The 23,624-nt window shown below is 49.4% G+C and carries 14 protein-coding genes; 1 reads left to right on the plus strand and 13 read right to left on the minus strand.

Translation table 11 applies throughout. The features are described from left to right. Positions 1-174: 174 nt before the first annotated feature. From AC4BAN_RS14800 to AC4BAN_RS14845, 10 genes are all read right to left on the minus strand, one after another. On the minus strand, positions 175-657 hold the full coding sequence (locus tag AC4BAN_RS14800) for a fasciclin domain-containing protein (protein WP_490565186.1): 483 nt from the start codon (positions 655-657) through the stop codon (positions 175-177). A gap of 103 nt (positions 658-760) precedes the next feature. Further along, positions 761-1,384, minus strand: a complete 624-nt coding sequence (locus AC4BAN_RS14805; protein ID WP_490565187.1) for a rhomboid family intramembrane serine protease — start codon at positions 1,382-1,384, stop codon at positions 761-763. Positions 1,385-1,450: 66 nt separating this feature from the next. Further along, entirely contained in the window at positions 1,451-2,425 is a 975-nt protein-coding gene (locus AC4BAN_RS14810) for a polyprenyl synthetase family protein (RefSeq protein ID WP_490565188.1), read from the minus strand. 8 nt (positions 2,426-2,433) lie between these two features. Continuing rightward, positions 2,434-4,698, minus strand: a complete 2,265-nt coding sequence (gene rnr, locus AC4BAN_RS14815) for a ribonuclease R (RefSeq protein ID WP_490565189.1) — start codon at positions 4,696-4,698, stop codon at positions 2,434-2,436. Between the two features lie 678 nt (positions 4,699-5,376). After that, on the minus strand, positions 5,377-7,218 hold the full coding sequence (locus tag AC4BAN_RS14820; protein WP_490565190.1) for an ABC transporter ATP-binding protein: 1,842 nt from the start codon (positions 7,216-7,218) through the stop codon (positions 5,377-5,379). A gap of 108 nt (positions 7,219-7,326) precedes the next feature. Beyond that, on the minus strand, positions 7,327-7,956 hold the full coding sequence (locus AC4BAN_RS14825; protein ID WP_490565191.1) for a lipoprotein signal peptidase: 630 nt from the start codon (positions 7,954-7,956) through the stop codon (positions 7,327-7,329). Between the two features lie 177 nt (positions 7,957-8,133). Next, the gene (gene ileS / locus AC4BAN_RS14830; RefSeq protein ID WP_490565192.1) at positions 8,134-11,490 is read right to left on the minus strand and encodes an isoleucine--tRNA ligase; all 3,357 of its coding nucleotides are present in this window, start codon (positions 11,488-11,490) and stop codon (positions 8,134-8,136) included. Beyond that, positions 11,477-13,906 carry an efflux RND transporter permease subunit gene (locus tag AC4BAN_RS14835; RefSeq protein ID WP_490565193.1) on the minus strand — a complete coding sequence of 810 codons (2,430 nt, stop codon included), beginning with the start codon at positions 13,904-13,906 and terminating at the stop codon, positions 11,477-11,479. Before AC4BAN_RS14835 ends, ileS begins: the two co-directional genes overlap by 14 nt. Positions 13,907-14,521: 615 nt before the next feature. After that, positions 14,522-16,183 carry a mechanosensitive ion channel family protein gene (locus tag AC4BAN_RS14840; RefSeq protein ID WP_490565194.1) on the minus strand — a complete coding sequence of 554 codons (1,662 nt, stop codon included), beginning with the start codon at positions 16,181-16,183 and terminating at the stop codon, positions 14,522-14,524. A gap of 195 nt (positions 16,184-16,378) precedes the next feature. Next, positions 16,379-17,881, minus strand: coding sequence for a glycine--tRNA ligase (locus AC4BAN_RS14845; protein WP_490565195.1), 1,503 nt, complete (start codon positions 17,879-17,881; stop codon positions 16,379-16,381). Between the two features lie 234 nt (positions 17,882-18,115). Between AC4BAN_RS14845 and AC4BAN_RS14850 the strand changes: the two genes are divergently transcribed. Continuing rightward, positions 18,116-19,252: a hypothetical protein gene (locus AC4BAN_RS14850; RefSeq protein ID WP_490565196.1), complete on the plus strand. Its 1,137-nt coding sequence runs from the start codon at positions 18,116-18,118 to the stop codon at positions 19,250-19,252. A gap of 132 nt (positions 19,253-19,384) precedes the next feature. Here AC4BAN_RS14850 and AC4BAN_RS14855 read toward each other — a convergent pair whose 3' ends face one another. The 3 genes from AC4BAN_RS14855 to AC4BAN_RS14865 are packed head-to-tail and all read right to left on the minus strand — an operon-like array spanning position 19,385 to position 22,470. Further along, complete coding sequence (locus tag AC4BAN_RS14855; RefSeq protein ID WP_490565197.1) at positions 19,385-19,843, minus strand: hypothetical protein; 459 nt, start codon at positions 19,841-19,843, stop codon at positions 19,385-19,387. Between the two features lie 55 nt (positions 19,844-19,898). Beyond that, entirely contained in the window at positions 19,899-20,423 is a 525-nt protein-coding gene (locus tag AC4BAN_RS14860; RefSeq protein WP_490565198.1) for a DUF4385 domain-containing protein, read from the minus strand. Further along, positions 20,395-22,470: a cation:proton antiporter gene (locus AC4BAN_RS14865; RefSeq protein WP_490565199.1), complete on the minus strand. Its 2,076-nt coding sequence runs from the start codon at positions 22,468-22,470 to the stop codon at positions 20,395-20,397. Before AC4BAN_RS14865 ends, AC4BAN_RS14860 begins: the two co-directional genes overlap by 29 nt. Positions 22,471-23,624 lie beyond the last annotated feature (1,154 nt).

A 23,624-nucleotide genomic window follows, 5' to 3' on the forward strand; every position in this document is an offset into this window, starting at 1 on the left:
ATATCTTTCTGATAATGTAATTGTTAGGGAAAATCAGGGCCCTAATGCCGTGCGCAGGGAGCAGGCAGGAAAGATAGGTAGGCACAATACCAGTCTGGCCAGAAAGTATGGGACTTGTTTATAAGTATGAAAATAGAAGCAACGGGAAGAGGGCTATGGCAAGTAATAGAAGACTCAGATCTTGAGCAGACCACCCATCGTGTGCACCACTCCTGCCTTCAGTTGTGTGTCGGCGTTAACAATGCGCACCCCATCTACCAGCGTGTAATCTTTTTTGCGGCAGATGGTTACTTTCGTTCCCCCCAGGGTCTCCACCGTGGCACCGTCTTTCAGGTCGCTTTCCATGTACCTGCCCTTCAGAATATGCCCTGACAGCACGATACGAATGCGTTGTGCCGATTCATTCTCCAGCGCCTTCAGGTTCTCATCAGTGGGAGCCAATAAGGTATAGGCATTGTCGCCGGAGAGCACAGGAGTTAGTCCGGCCTTTGTTAGCAGGCTTGCCAGCAGGGGGCGGTTATCGATCACATACTGTAGCAGCGAACCACTTTCCTGCGTAGGAACAGCATTTACATGCGCCTGCACCTGTGCCGTACCGCAAGACAACAGCATAACCACAAAAAAAGCAGCAAGGGTGTTTTTATAGGCTACGTTCACGGGTAGAAGGGTTTGTGTAGTCCTTTATACGCAAAACCATCCAGAACAGCCGAATCCTGTAGCAGGAAATAGCCCTCGAATCACACCTTAAAGGCGCGTGTTTTTAAAACAAGTGCCAGTTGCCTATCTCCGAGAAGAAGTTCGGGAGTGCCTGCGGCACCAGTACCAGGCTCAGCAGAAAACCGTAAATAGCGCCGTACAGGTGGGCATCGTGGTTAATGTTATCCCCCATTTTTTTGCCGGAGTAATATGAATACACCACATAAAGCACGCCCAGTATAAACCCAGGTATGCAAAGTATGGCATACAGGCAGATATCCTGGGTAGGGTAAAAAAGGATGCTGGAGAACACGACTGCGGCCACGCCACCCGAGGCGCCCAAAGCGCGGTAAGGCGGATCGTTGCGATGCTTGAAGAACGTGGGGATATCGGAGATGATGATGCCCCCGAGGTATACAGCCAGGTAGATCAGGATACCTGTACCCGGGCCGAAGATCGCTTTAAAGGTTTGCTCCACCACCTCACCGAAAAAGTACAGCGTGAACATGTTAAAGAACAGGTGCGTGAAATCGGCGTGCAGGAAGCCGGAGGTCAGAAAGCGGTACCACGAGTTATCACGCTGCACAGCGTAAGGCTGGAATATCCATTTATGCATCAGCTCCTGGTTCTGCAAAGCATACAAAGAAATTCCGACCGTGATGATGATGAGTATAAGGGTAACGCTCATTTTCTACTTTTGATTAACTGTGTTCTGTGTAACCGAACGGATGAAAGCATCCAGCGATTTAAATAGTTAACTATCCCGCTCCATCAGTTGCAGGGCCAGCCCACGGATCGTGGATTTTCTTTCTTCCGGCAACTCAATGGCGTTCAGGTGCTGCAGGGCCCTCTGGAAGTATAAGTCTATGTGCTGCTCGGTTTGGTGGCGTATGTGAAGCTGGTCGTACACCTGCGTGATGGCCTGTACTTTGTCCGGGGCTATACTTTCCTCGGTTTGGTTGCGCCAGCTGTTAATAGTATTAAGCTGCTCCTGGTTCGCCTGCTCCAGGGCTGTCAGCATCAGAAACGTTTTTTTATCAGACAGGATATCGCCCCCAACCTGCTTACCGAACTTGTCCTGGTCGCCGTACACGTCCAGTAGGTCGTCGCGCAGCTGAAAGGCGATGCCGATGTTATCGCCGAAAAGCCGAAGATGCTCCGCATCGGCATCGGGCGCTCCCTGAAGGATAGCACCCAACTCCAGGCTAAATCCCAGCAATACAGCCGTTTTGAGGGTAATCATGTGGATGTACTCCTGTATGCTCACCTGCTCGCGCAACTCAAAGTTCATGTCCAGTTGCTGGCCTTCGCATACCTCGGCGGCGGTGGTACTGAACAGCCGCAGCACGTGGGCCAACTTGTGCTGCTCTACTCCCAGCAAGAGCTCATAGGCGCGCACCAGCATCACATCGCCACTCAGGATGGCAATGTTGGCATTCCACTTTTCATGCACTGTCTGCTGGCCACGGCGCAGGGGCGCCTTGTCCATGATGTCGTCGTGCATGAGCGTGAAGTTGTGAAAAACCTCTACCGCTGCTGCCGGCAGCAGGGTGTGCTCCACCTCCTCATCATACATTTTGGCGGCTAAGAGTACCAGCAGAGGGCGGATACGCTTGCCCCCCAGCGCCATGATGTACCGGATCGGTTCGTAGAGCGCTGGCGGGTTTTCGCCGTAGCGAAGCGTAGATAAAGTATGCTGGATCTTATCAGAGAGATGTGAAATATCCACAGGTCTGCTTAATGTTGTTTCAGGGTTTTTACTAATTCCAGATCGATGGTGCGGTCGTTCAGGTTGGCGCTTTTCACTTCTACGATCACCTCATCGCCAAACGAGATAATGCGCTTGGTCTGGCGGCCGATGATGCGGTAGTTGTTCGCGTCCAGCTCATAGTAATCGTCGTTCAGGTCAGACAATCGCACCATGCCTTCGCACTTGTTCTCCTCGATCTCCACAAATATACCCCATTCAGTAACACCAGACACAATTCCTTTGTACTCGTTTCCGATGGTATCTTTCATAAACTCCACCTGTTTGTACTTAATGGAGGCGCGTTCTGCATCAGCGGCGCGCTTCTCCATTTCGGAGGAATGCTGGCACTTCTCCTCGTAGGCTTCCTTCTCCGCCGATTTGCCACCGTCGAGGTAATGTTGCAGCAGGCGGTGCGCCATCATGTCGGGGTAGCGGCGTATAGGCGACGTAAAGTGGGAGTAGTGATCGAAGGCAAGGCCGAAGTGACCTTCTGGCTCGGTGCTATACTTGGCTTTGGCCATGGTCCTGATGGCTAGGTTCTGCAATACGCTTTGCTCGGGCTTTCCCTCTATTTCCGCAGTCAGGTGGTTGAGTTCCGCCGATATGTCGCCGTCCGGGTCTACTTTGTAGCCAAACTTGCGGGCAAACAACGAGAAAGTGCTCAGTCTGTCTGGGTCGGGAGAGCCGTGCGTACGGTACACCATGGTGGGGTGCTTGTCGCCTTTGCCGAGCTTGTACACGTACTCAGCCACTTTTTTATTGGCCAGCAGCATAAACTCCTCTATCAGCTTATGGGCATCTTTCCGCTCTTTCACATACACCGACAAGGGGCGTCCCTTCTCGTCGAGGTTAAACTTCACCTCCACAGTTTCAAAGCTGATGGCGCCGTTCTTAAAGCGCTTTGCCTGTAGTTTCTTAGCGATGCGGTTCAGGGTGTTGATCTCCTCGGCAAAATCCCCCTCTCCCGTCTCAATGCGCTCCTGCGCCTCTTCGTAAGCAAACCGACGATCAGAGTAGATGACCGTTCGGCCATACCAGGTATCGTGAATTTTACCGTTATCGTCCAGCTCGAACACCACCGAGAAAGTCAGTTTTTCCTCGTTGGGCCTGAGCGAGCAAAGGCCGTTAGAGAGCCGCTCCGGCAGCATGGGTATAGTTCTGTCCACGAGGTACACCGAGGTGGCCCGATGATAGGCCTCTTTCTCGAGCAGGCTGCGTGGCGTTACGTAATGGGTTACGTCTGCAATGTGCACGCCGATCTCCCAGTTGCCATTGTCCAGCTTCTGGATCGAGAGGGCATCGTCAAAGTCTTTGGCATCGGCGGGGTCAATGGTAAAGGTGGTTACGTCGCGGAAGTCGCGTCGTGTGGCAATTTCCGCGGATGTGATCTTATCCGAAATGCTTTCTGCCTCTTCTTCTATTGTTTCCGGAAACTCGAACGGCAAGCCGAACTCCGCCATGATGGAATGAATCTCCGCTTCGTTCTCGCCAGCCGGGCCGAACACGCGGATCACTTCGCCGGTAGGGTTCTTGTCGGGGTCTTTGGGCCACTCTACAATTTTCACCAGTACCTTGTCTCCTGACTGTGCTCCGTTCAGGCCACGCTCGCCCACGAAAACGTCGAAGTACAGGCGCTTGAAATCGGGTACTACAAAGCCAAAGTTTTTGGTAAGTTCCATGATGCCCACCAGCTCGGTGCGCTTACGTTCGAGCACCTCCACCACTACGCCTTCCTGGCGCCCTCCACGCACGGTAGGCAGCACCTCCACCTTAACCGTGTCGCCGTCCATGGCATATTTCAGGTGCTCCCGGAACACGCGGATATCGTCTTCCCGGTCGTCCGATACAATGTAGGCGTACTTGCTGTTGGCCAGATCTACGCGGCCTGTTACAATATCAACTTTTAAGTTAATGATAAACTTATCGTCTTCTACCTGCAGCAGCCTGCCTTCTTTTTTAAGGGTTTCCAGGATATTATCCACCTGCTCGCGGCCACTTTTATCAATCACACCCATTTTACGGCAAACCTGCCGCTGCGTGAAAGTATAATCCGGGCTGTTGGAGAATATCTCTAAAATAGTTCCCTTCAAAGATTTTTGTGCACCCTTGCGGCCTGTAGGCTCGCGTCTGGCAGAGGACTCTCCTCTTGTGGCTGGTTTCTTTTTAGATGATTCGCCCCTTCCTCTGGGGCTGTTGCGTTCGTTGGAGGCAGTATTACCCTGGCCTCTTTTTTTACTATTCTTACTTCTCATGTATCTTCTTGATCTGGAGCAACCAATATGGCTGCCTCCTTCATTTACAATCTTTAACTCATAAAGTTTTACTTCTATACGCCTGAATACGCGGATTAGCTAAAGGGATGTGTAATTTATAGAGAAATTTCTATATAAGCATTCAGGAAAGGGAAATTTGGACAACTATTATCCTCAAAACAATCTGCCTGCCATACTTGCTTCTTTCTTAAATCACATCGATTAAGGGTAAGTTTTAAGGCAGCACCTTTACATTTCAGAATTTAAAATAGCGGGTTCAACTACGTAATCAAAATTATTATTACTTTAATAATTCTTATTAAGTTTTATATTTTAAAATGAATTTTAATCTTTATATATGCCAGGCTATTGCAATTAAAGAAAAAATGTAATTGTTTTAGCCTACCATCACGAAGAAAGCGTGTCTTTATCTCTAACAAACTTGTTTAAAAAATGCTAGTTGTTGCCTCACTTATCGTAGTACCATTGTTTTTTTATTGTCTTTATCTTTTTGTTAAAGATGCTCAAGCGAGCTACTCTCTTTATAGGTTTAAAAGAAACCGCTTAAGAAACAGAAGGACTGACTAAGCAATAAATACTGCTTACATTACTTAAACCAGAAGGTAATGTTCATAGCTTTAATCCCATGAACAGGGTTAAGGCTTTTTTTGTGCCAACCTAATCCGGGGTCAGGCTGGCCTGCATACTACTGCGCTTCTCCTGTGCTTTTAGTATATCCCTTATTTCACCTGTTGGAATCGCGTTAAGCAGGCTGCGGGTGTATTCCTGCTGCGGATGACGATATAAATCCGCCGTAGTGCCGGTTTCCAGGATTTTTCCGTTTCGCATCACCATTACCCGATCAGCCATGTGCCGGGCTACCGAAAGATCGTGGGTAATAAATACATATGCGAGTTGTAAGTCGCGCTTCAGGTCGTTCAGCAAATTAAGCACCTGAGCCTGCACAGATACGTCGAGGGCAGACACGGCTTCGTCGCAGATAATACATTTCGGCTCCAGCGCCAGGGCCCGGGCTATACAGACTCTTTGTTGCTGACCACCTGAGAACTCGTGTGGATAACGGTGGAAGTGCGCAGGCAGAAGCCCCACCATATCAAGCAGTTGCAGGGTTCTATTGTGCCGCAACGAATCATTTTCATAAAGCTTATGCACACGCATCGGGCCCATAATCGCTTCGCCTACCGTATGCATCGGGTTTAAGGAGGCACTGGGATCCTGAAAAATCATCTGGAAATCGCGGCGGCTTAGGCGCAACTCTTCCTGGGTTAACAAAGCAGCATCCTGGCCCCGAAAATAAACCTGCCCTGCGGTAGGTGCTACCAGGCGCAGCAAGGCCCGTCCTAAAGTCGTTTTGCCACATCCCGACTCGCCTACCAGGCCGATGGTCTCACCAGGGTACACGTGAAAGCTTACGCCATCCACAGCTTTCACATGCGCGATGGTGCGGCCAAAAAAGCCTTTTTTCACCGGGAAGTAAACTTTCAGATCTTCTACCTCCAGCAGTGGGTTGCCAGTTACTTCTTTTTGTAGCTGTTGCTTAGCAAGATCTGCCGCTGTGGCTGCAGTATCCTGCCGTGTGCCTACGCCAGTAGCAGTTGACAGAGGAGAGGCTTCTTTTTCGGTTAGGGTGCCGAATGCGTCTTGTTGAATAAAGTCTGCCACGGTGGCAAGCCTGCCTTGTACGTTGGCCGTCAGGTTAGGGCGGCAGGACAGCAAGGCCTTGGTATAGGGGTGCCTGGGCGAGGAGAAGATATCCAGGGTTGGGCCCTGCTCCACAATCTTGCCTTGGTTCATCACCAGTATCCGGTCTGCAATTTCGGCTACTACCCCCAGATCATGGGTAATGAAAAGCACGGCCGTGTTTTCTTTTACCCGCAGCTCATCGATCAGGTGCAGTATGCGCGCCTGCACAGTAACATCCAGGGCTGTGGTAGGCTCGTCGGCAATCAGTAGGGCAGGCTTGCAGGCCATCGCCATGGCAATCATCACCCTTTGCTTCTGGCCTCCAGATAACTCATGTGGATAAGCACCATATATCTTCTCCGGATCGGGCAGTCGAAAGTTGGTGAAAAGCTGTATCGTGCGCTGCTTTGCCTCTTTTTTATTTAATGCGGTGTGGAGTAGCAGTACTTCAGCCACCTGTTTTCCACAGGTATAAACGGGATTTAAGGAGGACATGGGCTCCTGAAAGATCATCCCTATTTTGTTTCCGCGAATCTGTCGCAACTGCTTTTCGGGTAGTTGCAGCAGATCTACCTGGCCACTGCTTCCGGACTGGAAGTGTATGGCACCACTCGCTGTTACACCACTTTCTTCCAGCAGACGCATGATCGACAGGGCTGTAACCGACTTGCCAGAACCTGACTCTCCCACCAGGGCCACGATCTCTCCCGGAAAAATCTCAAACGAGATTTGATCCAGGGCTTTTACCGAACCGCGTTGGGAAGGAAACGCAGTTTCCAGGTTTATGATTTTGAGTAAGGCGGTTAGGCTAGGCAAGTATAAAGTTGGTTATGCTTCTGTTAAATATAAGGCTTTTTAAACCTTTACAAATAAAAAAAGGACTGCTCCCTTACAGAACAGCCCTTGCCTTGTATCATGAGGCTATTACTGCCCCTGTTGCTGCTCCAGAGTGGTGGCTTCGTGTCTTTGCTCCTCGTGGTGCTCCCCGAAAAAGCGCTTTTGGTTAAAGAGGATCAACAACACCCCTATGAAAATGGCGGAATCGGCTACGTTGAAGATAGGCCAAAGCGACATGGGCTTGCCTCCGAAAAGGGGCACCCAGTTTGGCACGATGCCTTCCCAGATATCCAGGTAAAACATATCGATCACCTGCCCATGGAACCAGGGTGTAGAAGAACCGAAGGGCGCATTGTCAAACCAAACCCCATAAAAAGTACTGTCGATCAGGTTTCCGATTGCCCCACCAAGTATGAGTGCAATACACCACAAAAGACCTTTGGGCGCATGGTGCTTTACCAGGTAATACAGGTAATAGCCAATACCAAACATAGCCACCAGGCGGAACAGGGTCAGGATAAGCTTGCCGTAGTCAGAACCAAGCTCCACGCCAAAAGCCATGCCCGGGTTCAGCGTGTAGTGCAGCTTCAGCCAATCCCCTGCCAAGTGAATCTCGCCGGGAAGCCCCATTTCCATGTTGTAATGCACGATGAGCTTCACGGCCTGATCCAGGATAATCACGGCCAGTGCCGCCATGTAGTATTTCCAGTATTTCATATTTGTTCTTTAAACAGCTTAAGGCAGGATGCACACCTGCGTGAAACGCGATTCTTGTCCTTAGCTGCTGCAATATACCTTTTTAAGGTTATCTAACCACGCCTCCGCCCTCTTTGTGTAAGGCGGGGGTATCGGTTGTTGCCCTCTACAGGTTTAAGCGTGTTTAAATCTATACTTCTACTCTGCTGCTGTGGCCTCTGTCCGGATGTTGATCGCCACGGCGTAATCATCAATCTCCAGCACGGTGGCACTGGTCAGTTTCTCCACAATGTCCAGGGTCAGGGCCTGCGTTTCGGCGCAAATATAGGCGCTGTAGTTCACCACGGCCTCATTTACCTCTGCTTCGGCGCGCTGCATCACAATGTGAATCTTGTCCTGCACTTCCAGGTTGCTGTCTTTTCGCAGGTTCTGGATACGGTTTACAAGGTCGCGAGCGATGCCTTCCTGCTTCAGGTCTTCGGTTAAGGTAATGTCTAATGCCACGGTCAGTTTGCCCTCGCTGGCTACCAGCCAACCTGGGATGTCCTCAGAGGAGATCTCCACATCATCGGGGGTCAGCACGGCTGTCTCATCATCAGAAAGCATGATCTCAAAACCGCCTTCGCGCTCCAGGTGCGCGATATCAGCCTGGTTCATCTGCTGCACGGCGGCGGCTACCAGTTTCATCTTCGGACCAAACACCTGCCCCAGTTTTTTAAAGTTCGGCTTGATCTTCTTTACCAGGATGGCCGACGTGTCGTCGATGTACTCTATGGCTTTCACGTTTACCTCACTCCTGATCAGGTCCGAGACAGCCTCTATCTGCTGCTTCATCCTATCGTTCACTACCGGGATGAGGATACGCTGCAGTGGCTGGCGCACCTTTATCAGCTGCTTTTTGCGCAGCGAGTGCACCAGCGACGAGATGGTCTGGGCCAGTTCCATGCGCTCCTCCAGGTCCTGGTCGATGTCGGCTTTCTCCACTTCCGGGTAATAGGCCAGGTGCACCGATTCTTCCTTGTGCCTGTGGCTAACGCCATTGAGGTCGCGATACAGCTGCTCCATGTAAAACGGGGCGATCGGCGCCGCAATTTTTGCAATGGTTTCCAGGCAAGTATACAGTGTCTGGTAAGCGGCAACCTTGTCCTGGTTGTACTCGCCTTTCCAGAAGCGTTTCCGGTTCAGGCGCACATACCAGTTGCTCAGATCGTCCACCACGAAATCCTGGATAGCGCGGGCGGCGCGGGTTGGGTCATAATCACCGTAAAAACCATCCACGTTGCTCACCAGCGTATTCAACTTCGAAATAATCCAGCGGTCTGACTCCGTGCGCTGCGCCATCGGCACATCGGCCTCGTGGTACGTAAAGTTATCCAGGTTGGCATAAAGCACAAAGAAAGAGTACGTGTTCTGCAGGGTGCCGAAGAAACGGCGCTGCGTCTCCACCACACCCTCCTGGTTGAATTTAAGGTTATCCCAAGGCGGCGCATTCGCGATCATGTACCAGCGCACGGCGTCCGGGCCATACTTCCCGATCATCTCAAACGGATCAATGGCATTGCCGAGGCGTTTGCTCATCTTGTTGCCGTCTTTGTCGAGCACCAGTCCGTTGGCGATCACGTTCTTGTAAGCCACGCTGTCTTCCAGCATCACGGCCAGGGCATGCAGCGTAAAGAACCACCCACGCGTCTGGTCTACCCCTTCGGCAATAAAATCGGCGGGGAAATTGCGCTCAAACTGCGCTTTGTTCTCCAGCGGGTAGTGCCACTGCGCGTAAGGCATGGCGCCTGAGTCGAACCAAACATCGATCAGGTCTGTCTCGCGGTACATAGGCTTGCCCGACTTGCTTACCAGCACGATGTTGTCTACGTAAGGGCGGTGCAGATCCGGCACCTCCACAGCAGCATCCATCACGCCGGCTTTCACCGCTTTGGCTATCTCTTCCGTCAGGTCCGGGATAGAGCCGATGCACAGTTCCTCTTCGCCATCTTCGGTACGCCAGATAGGCAGCGGCGTGCCCCAGTAACGGGAGCGCGACAGGTTCCAGTCAACCAGGTTCTCCAGCCAGTTACCAAAGCGGCCGGCACCCGTAGACTCCGGTTTCCAGTTGATGGTTTTGTTCAGCTCTATTAGCCTGTCCTTCACCGCAGTCGTCCTGATAAACCAGCTATCCAGCGGATAGTACAGCACCGGCATATCGGTTCGCCAGCAATGCGGGTAGGTGTGCTCGTATTTCTCTACTTTAAAGGCCTTGTTCTCTTCTTTTAGCTTGATGGCGATCAGGACATCCGTTGGCTTGTAATCCGGTGCAGCCTCATCTTCCTTGGCGTAGTTTTTCACGTACATGCCGGCAAAGTCTGTTATCTGCGACACAAAGCGCCCTTGCTTGTCTACAATTGGCACTTGCTTGCCAGCTTCGTCGGTTACCAGCAGGGCCGGAATGTTGTTCTGGGCGGCTACTCTAAAGTCGTCGGCGCCAAAGGTTGGGGAAATGTGCACAATGCCGGTACCGTCCTCTGTGGTCACGTAATCGCCGATGATCACCCGGAATGCCGGCTCTTCGGGGGTTACGTAAGGCATCAGCTGGTGGTACTCCACGCCCTCCAGGTCACGGCCATCAAATTGCTCTACCACCTGGAAAGGAATAAGCTTATCACCAGAGCTATACTCCGTTAGCGGGATATCAGCGGCTTTCGGGTTAAAGTAGCGGCTTACCAGGTCTTTGGCAAGTATAACCGATATTGGCTCGTAGGTATAAGGGTTATAGGTTTTTACCTTTACGTATTTGATGTTTTTGCCAACCGCCAGGGCGGTGTTGCCCGGAAGCGTCCAGGGGGTGGTGGTCCAGGCCAGGAAGTAAGTGTGCTCCTCGTCATGATCGAACAGGAACATGTTGCGCGTGATGCGCTTTACCGCAAACTGGGCTACAATGGTCGTGTCTTTCACCATTTTGTAGCAACCCGGCTGGTTCAGTTCGTGCGAGCTAAGGCCAGTGCCCGCCGCCGGTGAGTAGGGTTGTATTGAATAGCCCTTGTACAGGTAGCCTTTATCGTACAGCCTCTTCAGCAGGGCCCAGCAAGACTCGATGTACTCGTTTTCAAACGTGATGTAGGGATTGTCCAGGTCCACCCAGTAGCCCATTTGCTCGGTCAGGGTATCCCACTGGTGCTTGAAGCGCATCACCGTTTCGCGGCAGCGTTGGTTATACTCCTCTACCGTTATTTTTTTACCGATGTCCTCTTTCGTGATGCCCAGCTCCTTCTCTACCTGCAGTTCCACGGGCAGGCCGTGCGTATCCCAGCCGCCCTTACGGTTCACGTGGAACCCTTTCAGGGTCTTATAGCGGCAGAAAATATCCTTCACGGCGCGGGCCATCACATGGTGTATGCCCGGCGTTCCGTTTGCGGATGGCGGCCCTTCATAAAACACAAAGGGGGTATTGCCCTCCCGTGTTGCTACAGAGCGTTCGAAAATATCGTTCTGCTTCCAGAACTCTAATACATCTTCGCCTACCTTAGCGTAGTTCAGGTTCTTATATTCGTTATACTTTGCCATTATAAGGGTATTCTTCTTCTTGACTAACTTCTTCTAATTTTAACTGTAGCTGATTCAGGTCAAGCTCCTCGTCCTCGTGCTCCAGGTAAAACTCATCATAGTGTTCTATCAGGGCGTAAGGGTCGCGGGCATACTTGCCGCTGTCAAAGCTTATGAGCAACGTTGGCAATATAATCAGGTTTGTGAATAATGCAATCAGCAGACTCACCGACATCAGCACCCCTAACGCCTTGGTACCTCCAAACTCCGAGAAAGCGAAAATCACAAAGCCAAAGAACAGAATGATGGAAGTATAGATCATACTCGTTCCGGCTTCTGTGAGGCTGGTGGTAATGGCGCGGCTTACATGGAAACCGTTTGTCAGCAACTCACTCCTATACTTGGCCAGGAAGTGAATGGAGTCATCGATGGCGATGCCGAGGGCAATGCTAAAGATAAGGGCCGTGCTTGGCTTTAGCGGGATGTTGAAAAAGCCCATCAGCCCGCCGGCAATCAGCAAAGGGATCATGTTCGGTATCAGCGAGATGATCACCACCCTTGCAGACTTAAACAACAGGGCGATGACAATAGTTACCAACACAAACGCCAAAACCAGGCTGGAGCGCAGGTTGTTGATCAGGTACTCGTTGCCTTTGATGAACAGCAGCGTGGTGCCCGTCAGGCTCACCGTGGTCTGGCTGCCCGAGTCGTTGCGGGTAAAGGTCATGGTGTTGCCAGATTCGGCTTCCGTCACTCCCTCGCCGCAGTAGATCTCGCGCAGTTCGGGCTTTATTTTGTTGAGGATAAGCGTATCCAGTTCCCTTGACCCCGCATCGGCCACTTTTAAAGAGATGCGAGCCTGCTGGCCGGTGCTGTCTACAAAAGAGCGGAGCAGCAGCTGGTTCGCACCCTCTCCTTGCTTGGCCAGATAGCTGAAGATAAAGTTGCGCTCAGTATTATCCGGTAAGCGGTAGGACCCTGGGTCGCCGCCGTAAAAAGCCTGGGTGGCCGTTTTAATCAGACCCACCACCGATATGGGGGCCGACAGGATGGGCTGGGTACGCAGGAAATTCTCCAGTTTGTTAAGCTTCGCCAGGTTTGGCAAGCGCATCACGCCCTGCTTCACACCCGTATCCACGATGATCTCCAGGGGCATTACCCCGTTAAAGTGATGCTCGAAAAACGTAAGGTCGGCGTTTACGCTGCTCTCCTCGGGCAGGTCGTCCACCATGTACGAAACCGTTTTCACCTTGTAAATGCCCCAGAGCGACAGTACCAGGGCCAGGGTAGTGAAAAAGTATACCAGATGACGCTTGCGGTGCACGATGTAATCGATAAACTCCAGCAGCTTATTCAGGGGGCGGGCATCCAGGTGGCGCAACTGCCTGGGGCTCGGCGGCGGCAAATACGAAAACACCACCGGTATCAGCACCATGCTGATCATGAAGGTGACAAAAATATTGATGCCGGCTACCACGCCAAACTCATACAGCAAGGCCACATGGGTAAAAGTAAACACGATGAAGCCGATGGCTGTGGTGGCGTTGGTAACCAAATTAACCACCCCGATCTTGCTGATGACCCGGGTTAAGGCCAGGATCTTGTTGCCGTGCTTGCGGTAATCGTAATGGTAGCGCGTGAGCAGATAGGTGGAGTTGGGTATACCGATCACGACAAGTATGGCAGGGATCAGGCCGGTGAGCAGCGATATTTTGTAATCAAGGAGTGAGATCGTGCCCATCACCCATATCACCACCACGCTGATCATGAGGAGCGGAAAGATAACGGCGTAGAACGAGCGGAAGAAGATAAACAGCGTGACACCGGTAACGAGCAAGGCCAGCATCAGGAACATCTTCATCTCGGCGGCTACCTTGGTCGTCATCACGGCGCGCACGAACGGCAGGCCCGCATAATGCAGCTTGATGCCTGTTTTCCTGGTAAAAGCCTCCGTGTGGGCCATCACGTTATCCATCACCTCCACCCGGCGCGCCGAGTTCAGGTACTCGGGGTCCACGGTTACGGCCAGCAGGTTGGCGCCTGTCTTCTCGTTTATGATCTGCCCATCATAGAAGCCCTGGTTGCGCACCACCTGCAGCAGGCTGTCTAACTGTGGCTGGGAACTAGGCATTGGGGAGAAAATGGCAGACGTTGCAAATTTCCTGTTTGCCGTGTCTTTTACTACCTGCACCAGGTTTGGCAGCGAGATGACCGCCTTCACCCCTTCTACCTGCTTGAGCTGTTCAGCTAGGGCCTTCAGGGCCCTGAAGTTTTCTAGCTTGTATACTTTGCTGTCTTGCATGCCCACCACCAGGATGTTGCCGTCTTCGCCGAAGGTGCTTCTAAAGCGCTGGAAGTACTGCATATCCACATCGCCTTGCGACACGACGTTGGCAAAATCATAAGACATTTCTACGTCTTTGGCCTGATACGCCATAAACGCAGTAAGTATGGTTAAGAGAATGATAAGCCTTAACCTGTTTTTAATTATAAAAATGGCAATCCTATTCCACATGATCTTCTACAATTCGGCAAAGGTAGGCAATTTTGCTGTGTCATGTGAATATGTCAGGGTAAAGCTGGCGTAAAAGATAACCAGTTCGGGTTGCCTTCGTCACGGTTACTATTTCAATCAGGTTGCGATATATTACATGCTTCGAAGATGTTAACCCGCCCCTATGAGGAGGGGGATTTCGCAAATAGTGATTCCCCTCCTCGGAGGGGTTGGGGTGGGTTAGTCGCAATTAGAATTATTTTCTAGAAAATGGCAGTTAAAGCACTGGAACCTGTGCCGGTAAGCCGACGCGGCAGTACTTGAAAGCATGTTAAAACATGACGGTGATTTTTAAAAATAGCAGTTCACGCCCTTCTGTGTAGCAGGTATATAGCGAATGCCAGGGATGTGGATAAAAATACCGGAATCAGCCTGCTGATACTCCTGAAGTACATTCCGGAAGAAATATGCACATGCTTTATAAAAATGGGCAGCTGCAAATTATAAGTATAGGATTAATTTTATTTTACATAAAAACAACACTACCAGACAAAATTATTAGTTTTGAGGCTGCATGCTGGGCTGCACCTGCTCCATACGGAAAGCGGGGATCTGATAGTTTTCGGGCAAGTAATGGGCAGGGATGGTAACCATGTTGCCGTCGCGCTGGGCCCGGTAGTGCGGAGAAAGAATCTCGATACCCGCCTCGTTAAATTTATCCTGGATGTTCTGGTGAATGTTAGAGTAGATCAAGGCCATTTTAGCGGCCGTAAAGGTGTAGGCGTTGAGTTGATAACTTACATAAAAATCATCGAGGCTGGTTTGCAGCACAAAAGGGGCTGGTGTTTTTTCAACACTCGGCGTGGCCAGCGCAGCCTCGATCAATGCCTTGTGCACTTTAGGCCACGGCACATCATAGCCAATAGTTACGGTGGTGTGCAGTACCAGGCCTTTTTCGCTCTGCTCGCTACAGGTGGTAAAGTTGGTGGTGTGGCTGTTCAGGATCATAGCATTGGGTATGGTGATGTCTTCGTTTTTGGTGGTGCGCACCCGCGTTACCAGCAGGGTCTTCTCGATCACGTCGCCGGTGATCTCCCCTATCTTGATCCGGTCGCCTATTTTAAAGGAACGCATGTAGGTGAGCACCAGGCCTGCCACCATGTTGGCAATGGCTGAGGAGGAGCCCAGAGAAAAGAGAATACCCAGGAAAACGGAAACCCCCTTGAAAATATCCGAATCCGAACCTGGCAGGTAAGGCCAGATCACCACGAACATAAAGGCATAGAGCAGAAAGCGCACGATGTTATAGGTAGGCTTCGCCCAGTCCTTGTAAAAGCCCGGCACTTCCAGCTTGCCCTCTTCCACCTCATCGGCCAAAAACCGCAGAAACTTTACTACATTGTGCGTCACCACATAAATAACCAGAATGGTGAGCAGGTTTGGAATGTAGTTGATAAGCCCCAGGCCAATCTTGCGGAGTGGACTCAGGATGTAAAGCAGCAAGGTGTCGGCATAGCCTTCTGTCCAGGGGAAAATGCTGAACAGCACCGGTAACAGGATGTAGATCAGGATAAAGATGGTAACGAGCCGGATGAACTTGAGTATGGTTAATGCTAGTGCGGCCTCCCGCTCCGGGGTAAGCATTTCGTAGTTCTTTACTTTAACACCCTTCAGCGCCTTTCCCTGCTGCTGCTCCACCTTCAGAAATAAATACCTGAACAGCTTGTTCACATACTTGATCAGGAAAAAGAAGGCGACCAGCACCAGAATGGCCATGCCTATTTCTATGAGAATGGTGCGGAGGCTGTGCTGCCTGGCCGACTCATACACATTAACCTTTATTTTATCGGAATACAGAGTAGCCAACTCCGCGCGTGGCCTTTGAGCTACTGCGGCGTCTCCATCCGTTACACTCAGGATCATCCTGTCCAGGTAGGTCACGTCGGTAGTCAGTACATTGTCTTCTACCCCAATGGAATCAGCGTTGAAGAAGCGATCTTTAGCCAACTCGGCCACGCGCTTGCTAATGGCGCCTGCCCTTTCGTACTTGCTAAAAGAGCCCACCGGGCTATAAACATAAAACAGTGTATCCTTGTGCAGTACCACCGGGGCGCCATCCTGTAAAATGGCCTGTGCAGGCTTCTGGTTAGTTTCCTGCGCTGAAACGCCTTGAAAAGTGAGCAATAAAACCAAGGGAAGCACAATTGTTAGTAATCGCATGCTCTTTGAATTAAAAATGAATCCTTTAAGCTACAAAATCCCTCTTTCCCTTAAAAGTGCTTTTCACCGATTCCTTCGCCAGCTTATGTAAATATTGCCTTGATGCTATGCTTTTTCCTGCACAGGGTAAAAAGAGAGGCAACCTATTTTCATAGATTGCCTCTCTTTTAGGGTATACCAGGTTTTACTTTATACTTAGGCCAGCTGTTCAAAAATGCTTCTGAAACTCACGGCTTTCTCTATGTAATGCTTCAGTTCGCTGATCGGCATGCGCACCTGCTCGCGGCTGTCGCGGTCGCGTACGGTTACCGTATCGTCTTCCAGCGTTTGGTGGTCTACGGCAACGCAGAAAGGGGTTCCTATCAAATCCTGGCGCGTGTAGCGTTTTCCGATGCTATCGCGCTCTTCGTAGATCATATTGAAATCATACTTCAGGGCATCGAAGATCTCGGTGGCTTTCTCGGGCAGGCCATCCTTTTTGGTAAGCGGCAGAATGGCGGCTTTTACTGGAGCCAGTGCAGGGTGGAACTTCAGGAAAGTACGCGACTTGGTATTCTCTCCTTCTGTGATCTCCTCTTCGGTGTAGGCATTGCACAGTGTCATCAGGAAAAGGCGATCAGCGCCGGCAGATGTCTCGATCACGTAAGGGATGTAGTTGCCGTAGGGCTTGCCCTCCTCATTCAGGTCGTTGTCGAAGTACTGCATTTTCTTGCGGCTCAGTTCCTGGTGCTGTGTCAGGTCAAAGTCCGTGCGCGAGTGGATGCCCTCTACCTCTTTAAACCCAAACGGGAACTTGTACTCGATGTCCACGGCTGCATTGGCATAGTGGGCCAGTTTGTCGTGGTCGTGGTAGCGGAGGCTTTCAGCCGGGATGCCCAACGCCAGATGCCACTTTTTACGCATCTCTTTCCATTGCTCGTACCAGGCCATCTCGGTGCCGGGGCGCACAAAGAACTGCAGTTCCATCTGCTCGAACTCACGCATCCTGAAAATGAACTGCCGGGCCACGATCTCGTTCCTAAAGGCTTTCCCGATCTGGGCAATGCCAAAAGGCACTTTCATACGGCCTGTTTTCTGCACGTTCAGGAAATTCACGAAAATACCCTGTGCTGTTTCGGGGCGCAGGTAAATGGTTTGGGAGTCTTCGGCCACTGAGCCTACCTGGGTAGAGAACATCAGGTTAAACTGGCGTACTTCTGTCCAGTTGGCGGTGCCGGACACGGGGCATTTGATGCCTTCACTGATGATGAGCTCCCGCAAGCCCTCCAGGTTTTCGTCTTCCAACAGCTTGCCCATCTCGGCCAGCAAGGCCCCGGCTTCCTCTACCTTGCCCTCTGCTTCGTATTGGGCAGCTTTATCCTCCAGCAAAACATCGGCACGGTACCGCTTCTTCGAGTCCTTGTTATCCACCATGGGGTCGTTAAAGCTGTCTACGTGGCCCGATGCTTTCCATACCTGCGGGTGCATAAAGATGGCTGCATCTAAACCCACTACGTTCTGGTTTAGCTGCGTCATGCACTTCCACCACAGGCTTTTGATGTTATTTTTCAGCTCCACTCCCATTTGGCCGTAATCGTATACGGCCTGCAGGCCATCGTATATATCGCTTGAGGAGAATACGAAACCGTACTCCTTGGCGTGAGAGATAATATCTTTTAACTGTGCGTTTTCCAGCGTTGTCTTTTCTTGTGTTGCCATATTGCAAAGATAGCTGATAAGTGCTTTATTATGCCAGCACGGCCCTATAGATTTTCCGGCCCTGTGGTTTAGACTTTGATATTAGCTTGCCTTTCTTTTAAAATAGTGCATTTAAAAGGATTGAAGACCTGTTTTCCGGTTTGTTAACAATTCCTTAACATTGCCCTTATACCCTACACATCTTTTTGAATTAACTTGCACAGTTTTTTTGAATCCAACCAAATTTCAGTCCTAATGCCTAAAACAAAGAAAGGGAAAAAGGCAGTTGTTCCTAATCAACCCTACAAGTTCAGGAAGCGCTATAATTCCGTGGATATTATCATCCAGAAAGAGAAGAAGTTCCTTTACTTTATCGCTTTTGCCCTTATCCTGGCGGGTGTGGTGTACCCTTATGCCTCTATTGCCATGTGGGTGGGCTTTGCCTTTGCCGGTTATTCCGCTATTGCCAACGACAGTATCCAAACCATCGGTACCTTTATCGCCTCCAACGAGGACAAGAAATGGTATTGGCAGTGGTTGTTCATGGGGACGATTTTCCTGGCTACTGTCGGCTACAGCTGGTATGTGTTTAACGGTGATGTAACGTTTCAGCGCCTTGCTTCGAAGGGTTTTGAGCAAACACCCGAGAACTTCGTTTACCTGCAGCTTGCTGCCCCGATTGTGCTGCTGCTGCTTACCCGCTTTAGAATCCCGGTATCTACTACTTTCATGCTGCTTAGCGTATTCACGGTTAGCTCCGGGGCCATTATCAGCATGGTAAGCAAAAGCCTGATGGGGTATCTGGCCGCTTTTGTTTCGGCGTTCATTATTTACCTGATCTTATCCAAGGTTATCAAGCGGTTTATAAAAGGTAAAGCCCATGGTGCCTGGATTGTGGCCCAGTGGGTGGTGAGCGGTTTTCTGTGGCACACCTGGCTTGCCCAGGACCTGGCCAACATCGCCGTATACCTGCCCCGCCAGCTAAGTGCCACCGAATTCTCTGCTTTTGCCATTTTCATTTTCCTTGGCCTGGGTATTTTGTTTTATAAAAGAGGCGATAAGATCCAGAACATCATCAATGAGAAATCGGAAGTGCGCGATGTGCGCAGCGCCACCATCATCGATCTGGTTTACTCCATCATTCTCTACTACTTTAAAGAGGTGAACAACATCCCGATGAGTACAACCTGGGTGTTTGTGGGTTTGCTGGCCGGGCGTGAGTTAGGTATGCGCCTGCGTGCCCACGACAGCTCCTCTAAGTTTGCTAAAACCTTTGGCCTGATCGGGAAGGATATTCTCTCCGTGTCCATTGGCTTGATCATTTCCATCATTCTTGCCGTGGCCATTAACCCGGTTATCCAGCAGGAGCTGTTAGACTTCTTCTTTAAATAAGAGGCACTTCTTTCATTCAGGAAAAGCCCGGCCACGTCGGGCTTTTCTATTTGCGGCTCTTGCTGTCTGGTGCAAACCAAAAAACCCGGCACTCTTCAAAGTGTCCGGGTTTCTTTTATACTTGGTCCTCGCTTATTTTTCCGGCCACATTACTTCCAGGTTGTCATTGATGAACACCCCGAAGTTAATGGCGATCAGCTGATCATCATCGAAATACATGTCAATCATCTCTTTATCAAACGACACCCGGATTTCGCCTGTTTCCGCCTCTTCCTCCTCCGGGTTAGTGATGTCGTTGTCTGCAAAAAGGCGGATTACCTGATCTTTGCTCATCTCAAAAACGCGCTCTCCCCAAATTTGCACATCGCGGTTGGCGGTTTCAATGCAGCTTAGTTTATAGTCATCCTCTTTATCGAAGTACAACGAGTAGCCTTCTTCCCAGTAGTTCCATGCCTGGTGCTCAAACTCGTCTTCTTCGTCAGACTCTTCAACCTCTTCCGGCTCGCCCAACAGTTCCTCTACTTCTTCCATTGTTAGGCCGAACTTAATCTTACCAAGTCCTTTTCCTAACCTGATGTCTTTGTTAATCATTTTTGGTTCTGATTTTTGTTTCAAAGATACGTGTAAAACTTATTTATTGGATATTTCAGTCTTTCGATGTCGGAGCTTGCGCGTAACTTGCCATAAACTTCTCCTTCATTTCGTTGTACGTTTCATTTTGTTTGGCCTGGTCCCATCGCGCTTTAAATATCTCAGCAGATCTTGCTTTTATCGGATCCGGATCTTTTGGAAGTTCTTTTCGGCCGTGTGCGCCGCTTTCTCCTTTTTTATCATCCGGAACAGGGCCTTTGTATTTCTTTCCAGAACGATGGTTTGCGTAGCGCCTGGATCGGGTATACCCCATCTGCAGGAACTTTCTGGCCATATCAGCTCCTACAAAATCCTCGTTCTCTAGGTACTGTACAAACAACTCGTAGATTTTATCTGACGATTCTGCTGCTATTTCCGGTGTTTTAAATCGCCAATACGGTAATATTTCCGATTTATATGGTTCTACCAGCAACACGCCCTGCTCTCCCTTTCCGACACGGTACAGCTCAGGGTTTTGTCTGAAATCTGTTTTTTCGAAGTCAAGCTTATAGTTAAACGCTTTTTCCTGATTCCTCTTCATACGCTACAGGTATTCTTTTTATCGGCACTGTTTGGTAAACGGAGTACTGTTCAGGATATATCACTATAAAGCTATTCTCTTTATAATCCCTGGACAATACCCTGGGTACGTAATCGAGGTTGCTGTTGTAGGATACGGTTCCCTTCCGTGCAGAGATCACTATAACCATGTCATCCTTTTTCAATTCAGACTTCATGTTTGCAAACTCATTTAGCGTGGCGTACGGTAAGAACTCTGCTTCTACTGCTGGCTTACTATCAAGTACGTTCTTTTTAAGCTTGTTCAGCGTTCTTCTGCGGCCCCGGAATACGATTGGGGCACCCAGTTGCTCCGATAACAGTTTCACGCTCCTGATCCAGCGCATAAAGCCTCTTTCCAGCTCTGCGTTTGTAGGCACAATCACTACTATCCGGCCCGTTGTGTTCAGTGGCTGAATAATTTTGCATACCAGTATCATCTCATCTGTGTTGTTCAGCAGGCTGTCCAGCACTGTCCCGAAGATCCTGTCGCGGGTGGTGATCTTGGCGTTCCAGCCTAGCACCACCTCTGTAATCATCAACTCTTTTATCGCCCTCAGTATCCCACTGGATATATTTACGTCTATTTTAGAGACCAGCTGTACATCATTGTCTGATGCAGAGGCGTGCGTAATGGCCTCCTGCAGCATTTTATTCTTTTTGAAGATCTCTTCCTCGGCATGTTCGTTATCCAACACCACCGCCAGCGGGTAGATAGGCCCCTTATTCTCCGGATTTTTCAACATGATAGACAAGTCAATCAGGTTCTCGATTGTCTTTGGGTTTCCGATGGGTACCAGGATCCTATCAGGTTTCACGCTAACGTCTGGCTTTCTTCTGCTTTCCAGAATCGCCAGTTTTTTACCTACCTTCTCTGTTGTAAACGAGCTGACCATACTTGATACTAGAATCAGGACGACTGCCCCGTTCAAGGCACTCTCACCCAGCAGGCCTATTTCATAGCCTGCCAATACGACTGCCAGTGTTGCCGCCGCATGGGCACTACTTAACCCGAATATCAGGTTCCGTTGCAGTATGCTAAACTTAAATATTTTTTGTGTTAAGTAAGCTGCCGCGTATTTGGCCAATGGAGCCAGCACGACAATAGTTCCGGCTATAAGCAGTGCATGCGTATCTGTAAACAGATCTGTCAGGTTCACCAGCATCCCTGTGCTGATCAGGAAGAATGGAATGAAGATATTGTTGCCTACAAACTCTATTCGGTTCATAAGTGCCGAGGTATGCGGGATAAGCGGGTTTAACGCCAAGCCTGCCAGGAACGCCCCGATGATCGCTTCCATCCCTGCCACCTCTGACAGAAACGCCGCAGCAAATACCACCGTCAGCACAAAAATGTACTGTGCCCCTTTCTCGCTTTCCAGTTGCTTAAACATCCACTTAGCGATCTTAGGGAATACCCACAGCACTATCCCCACAAAAATAGCCATCTCTGTGATCATCCATACCCAAAACCACATGCCGGTTTCGCCTTGTGTTGAGTTGATGACCACGGCGAGTACAAAAAGTACGGCTGTATCTGTTACCAGCGTTCCTCCGATGGTCAGTGTTACTGCCTCGTTTTTACTCAGGCCCAATCTGCTTATGATCGGATAGGCCAGTAGCGTATGTGGAGCAAACATACTGGCTAAAAGTATGGCTGGCTTTATTTCATATTCATGTAAGTAAAAGAACACCAGTGTGCCCAATATTTGTGGGATGAAGAAGGTAAGAGCTCCAAAAGCTAAACTCCTGGCCTTATACTTTTTGAAGTCAATCATGTCGATCTCCAGGCCTGCCTGAAACATGATGTATAAGAGGCCTACCGTTCCGAATAATATAATACTGGCATCTCTGGCCAGAATATTAAATCCGTTAGGCCCTAATATAACGCCTGCTAATATTAATCCCACAATTCCAGGTATTCGCAGTTTGTTCAGGATGATCGGTATTACCAGTATGATAAGTAGCACCAGCGTGAAGATTAAAACCGGTTCTTCAAACGGCAGTGTTAGGTTCATTAACAATTTCATGTTTTTGCGTAGGGTTATGCTGTGTACTTGTGATAAAGATAAAGATTTTTTTTGCTATACATCTCTGTTTACTTTTCTGCCATTTGTTCTCATTATTGAACCTTTATGCACCTTTCCACAAACCTTATTCTTTAATAATTTTTTTTAAGAAGATTTATTAAATCATCTTTCTTTCATTATTGAGTGTGTTAACAAGTTAATAACTCTTTACATTTTTGGGCAATGTGTACAGGTTGTTTACACTTCTGTGATTTTCACCTTTCCTTCCACATTCAGTTTTTATAGTCTCTGCTGTGTGTCAATCTCTTAAATGTGTTATCCACTTTTTACCTTTCTATGTGTATTTCTTTTTGAACATGATTTCGCTAAGTGGATAATTGTCAATTCTGGTCTAACTTGTGCACCGCTTTCCACTTTTTGATCCCTCAGGCTCAGTTTTGGACCTCGCCTCTTTCAGGCTGTGTAAATATTAAACCAGTTTACCCACTTTTGTCCACAGTTATACCCACAGTTTTGTGGATTAGTGCAGACGTTCTAAAATGCCCAATTATGTACGCCTTCGACGTGCGTTATTCTCATACGTGTGTTAGATTATTTATTTACTTCTTGCGGATGCTTTTGCTTTTGGCGGGTCCTTTTTTAAGTACTCGATCTCCGTTTTGCCCTACGTTATTTTATACACCTTGTAAGGCATTTAATACATGGCTAACTCCCAAGTGTCCTTTCAGGATAGTGATAAAATGGATTCGTTGGCGCACGCTACGTGTATCGCGAGAATTTACCCTTAATCCTTTGCTTCGCTACTGCTAGTGTTAATTCGGTACTCTGGGAATTTGCCAGAGGCAAGGTTTTAAGTTGGGTTATAAGTTTTATGCGTGATCCTGTTCTTTTCAATATTGCCGCAATACGCGGGGGCTGCTCATACTGCTTAAATTTTAAGCTTTCATGAATGCGTGAGTAAAGCTTTTGATAATTTGACTGCACGACTTTTTATAATATCAGGCAATAAAAAAAGGGAAAGCTGCTAAAGCCTCAGGAGTGGTCGGAAGAAATTCCGACCATTTTTTGTATGGGGGCTGTTTTTTTGTTCCCTGACTTATATGCTTCTTTTGTTTGTTGTCTTTACAGGCTAAAAGATTGAACAGATGAGCATA

The organism is Pontibacter sp. GD13, from assembly GCF_058216355.1.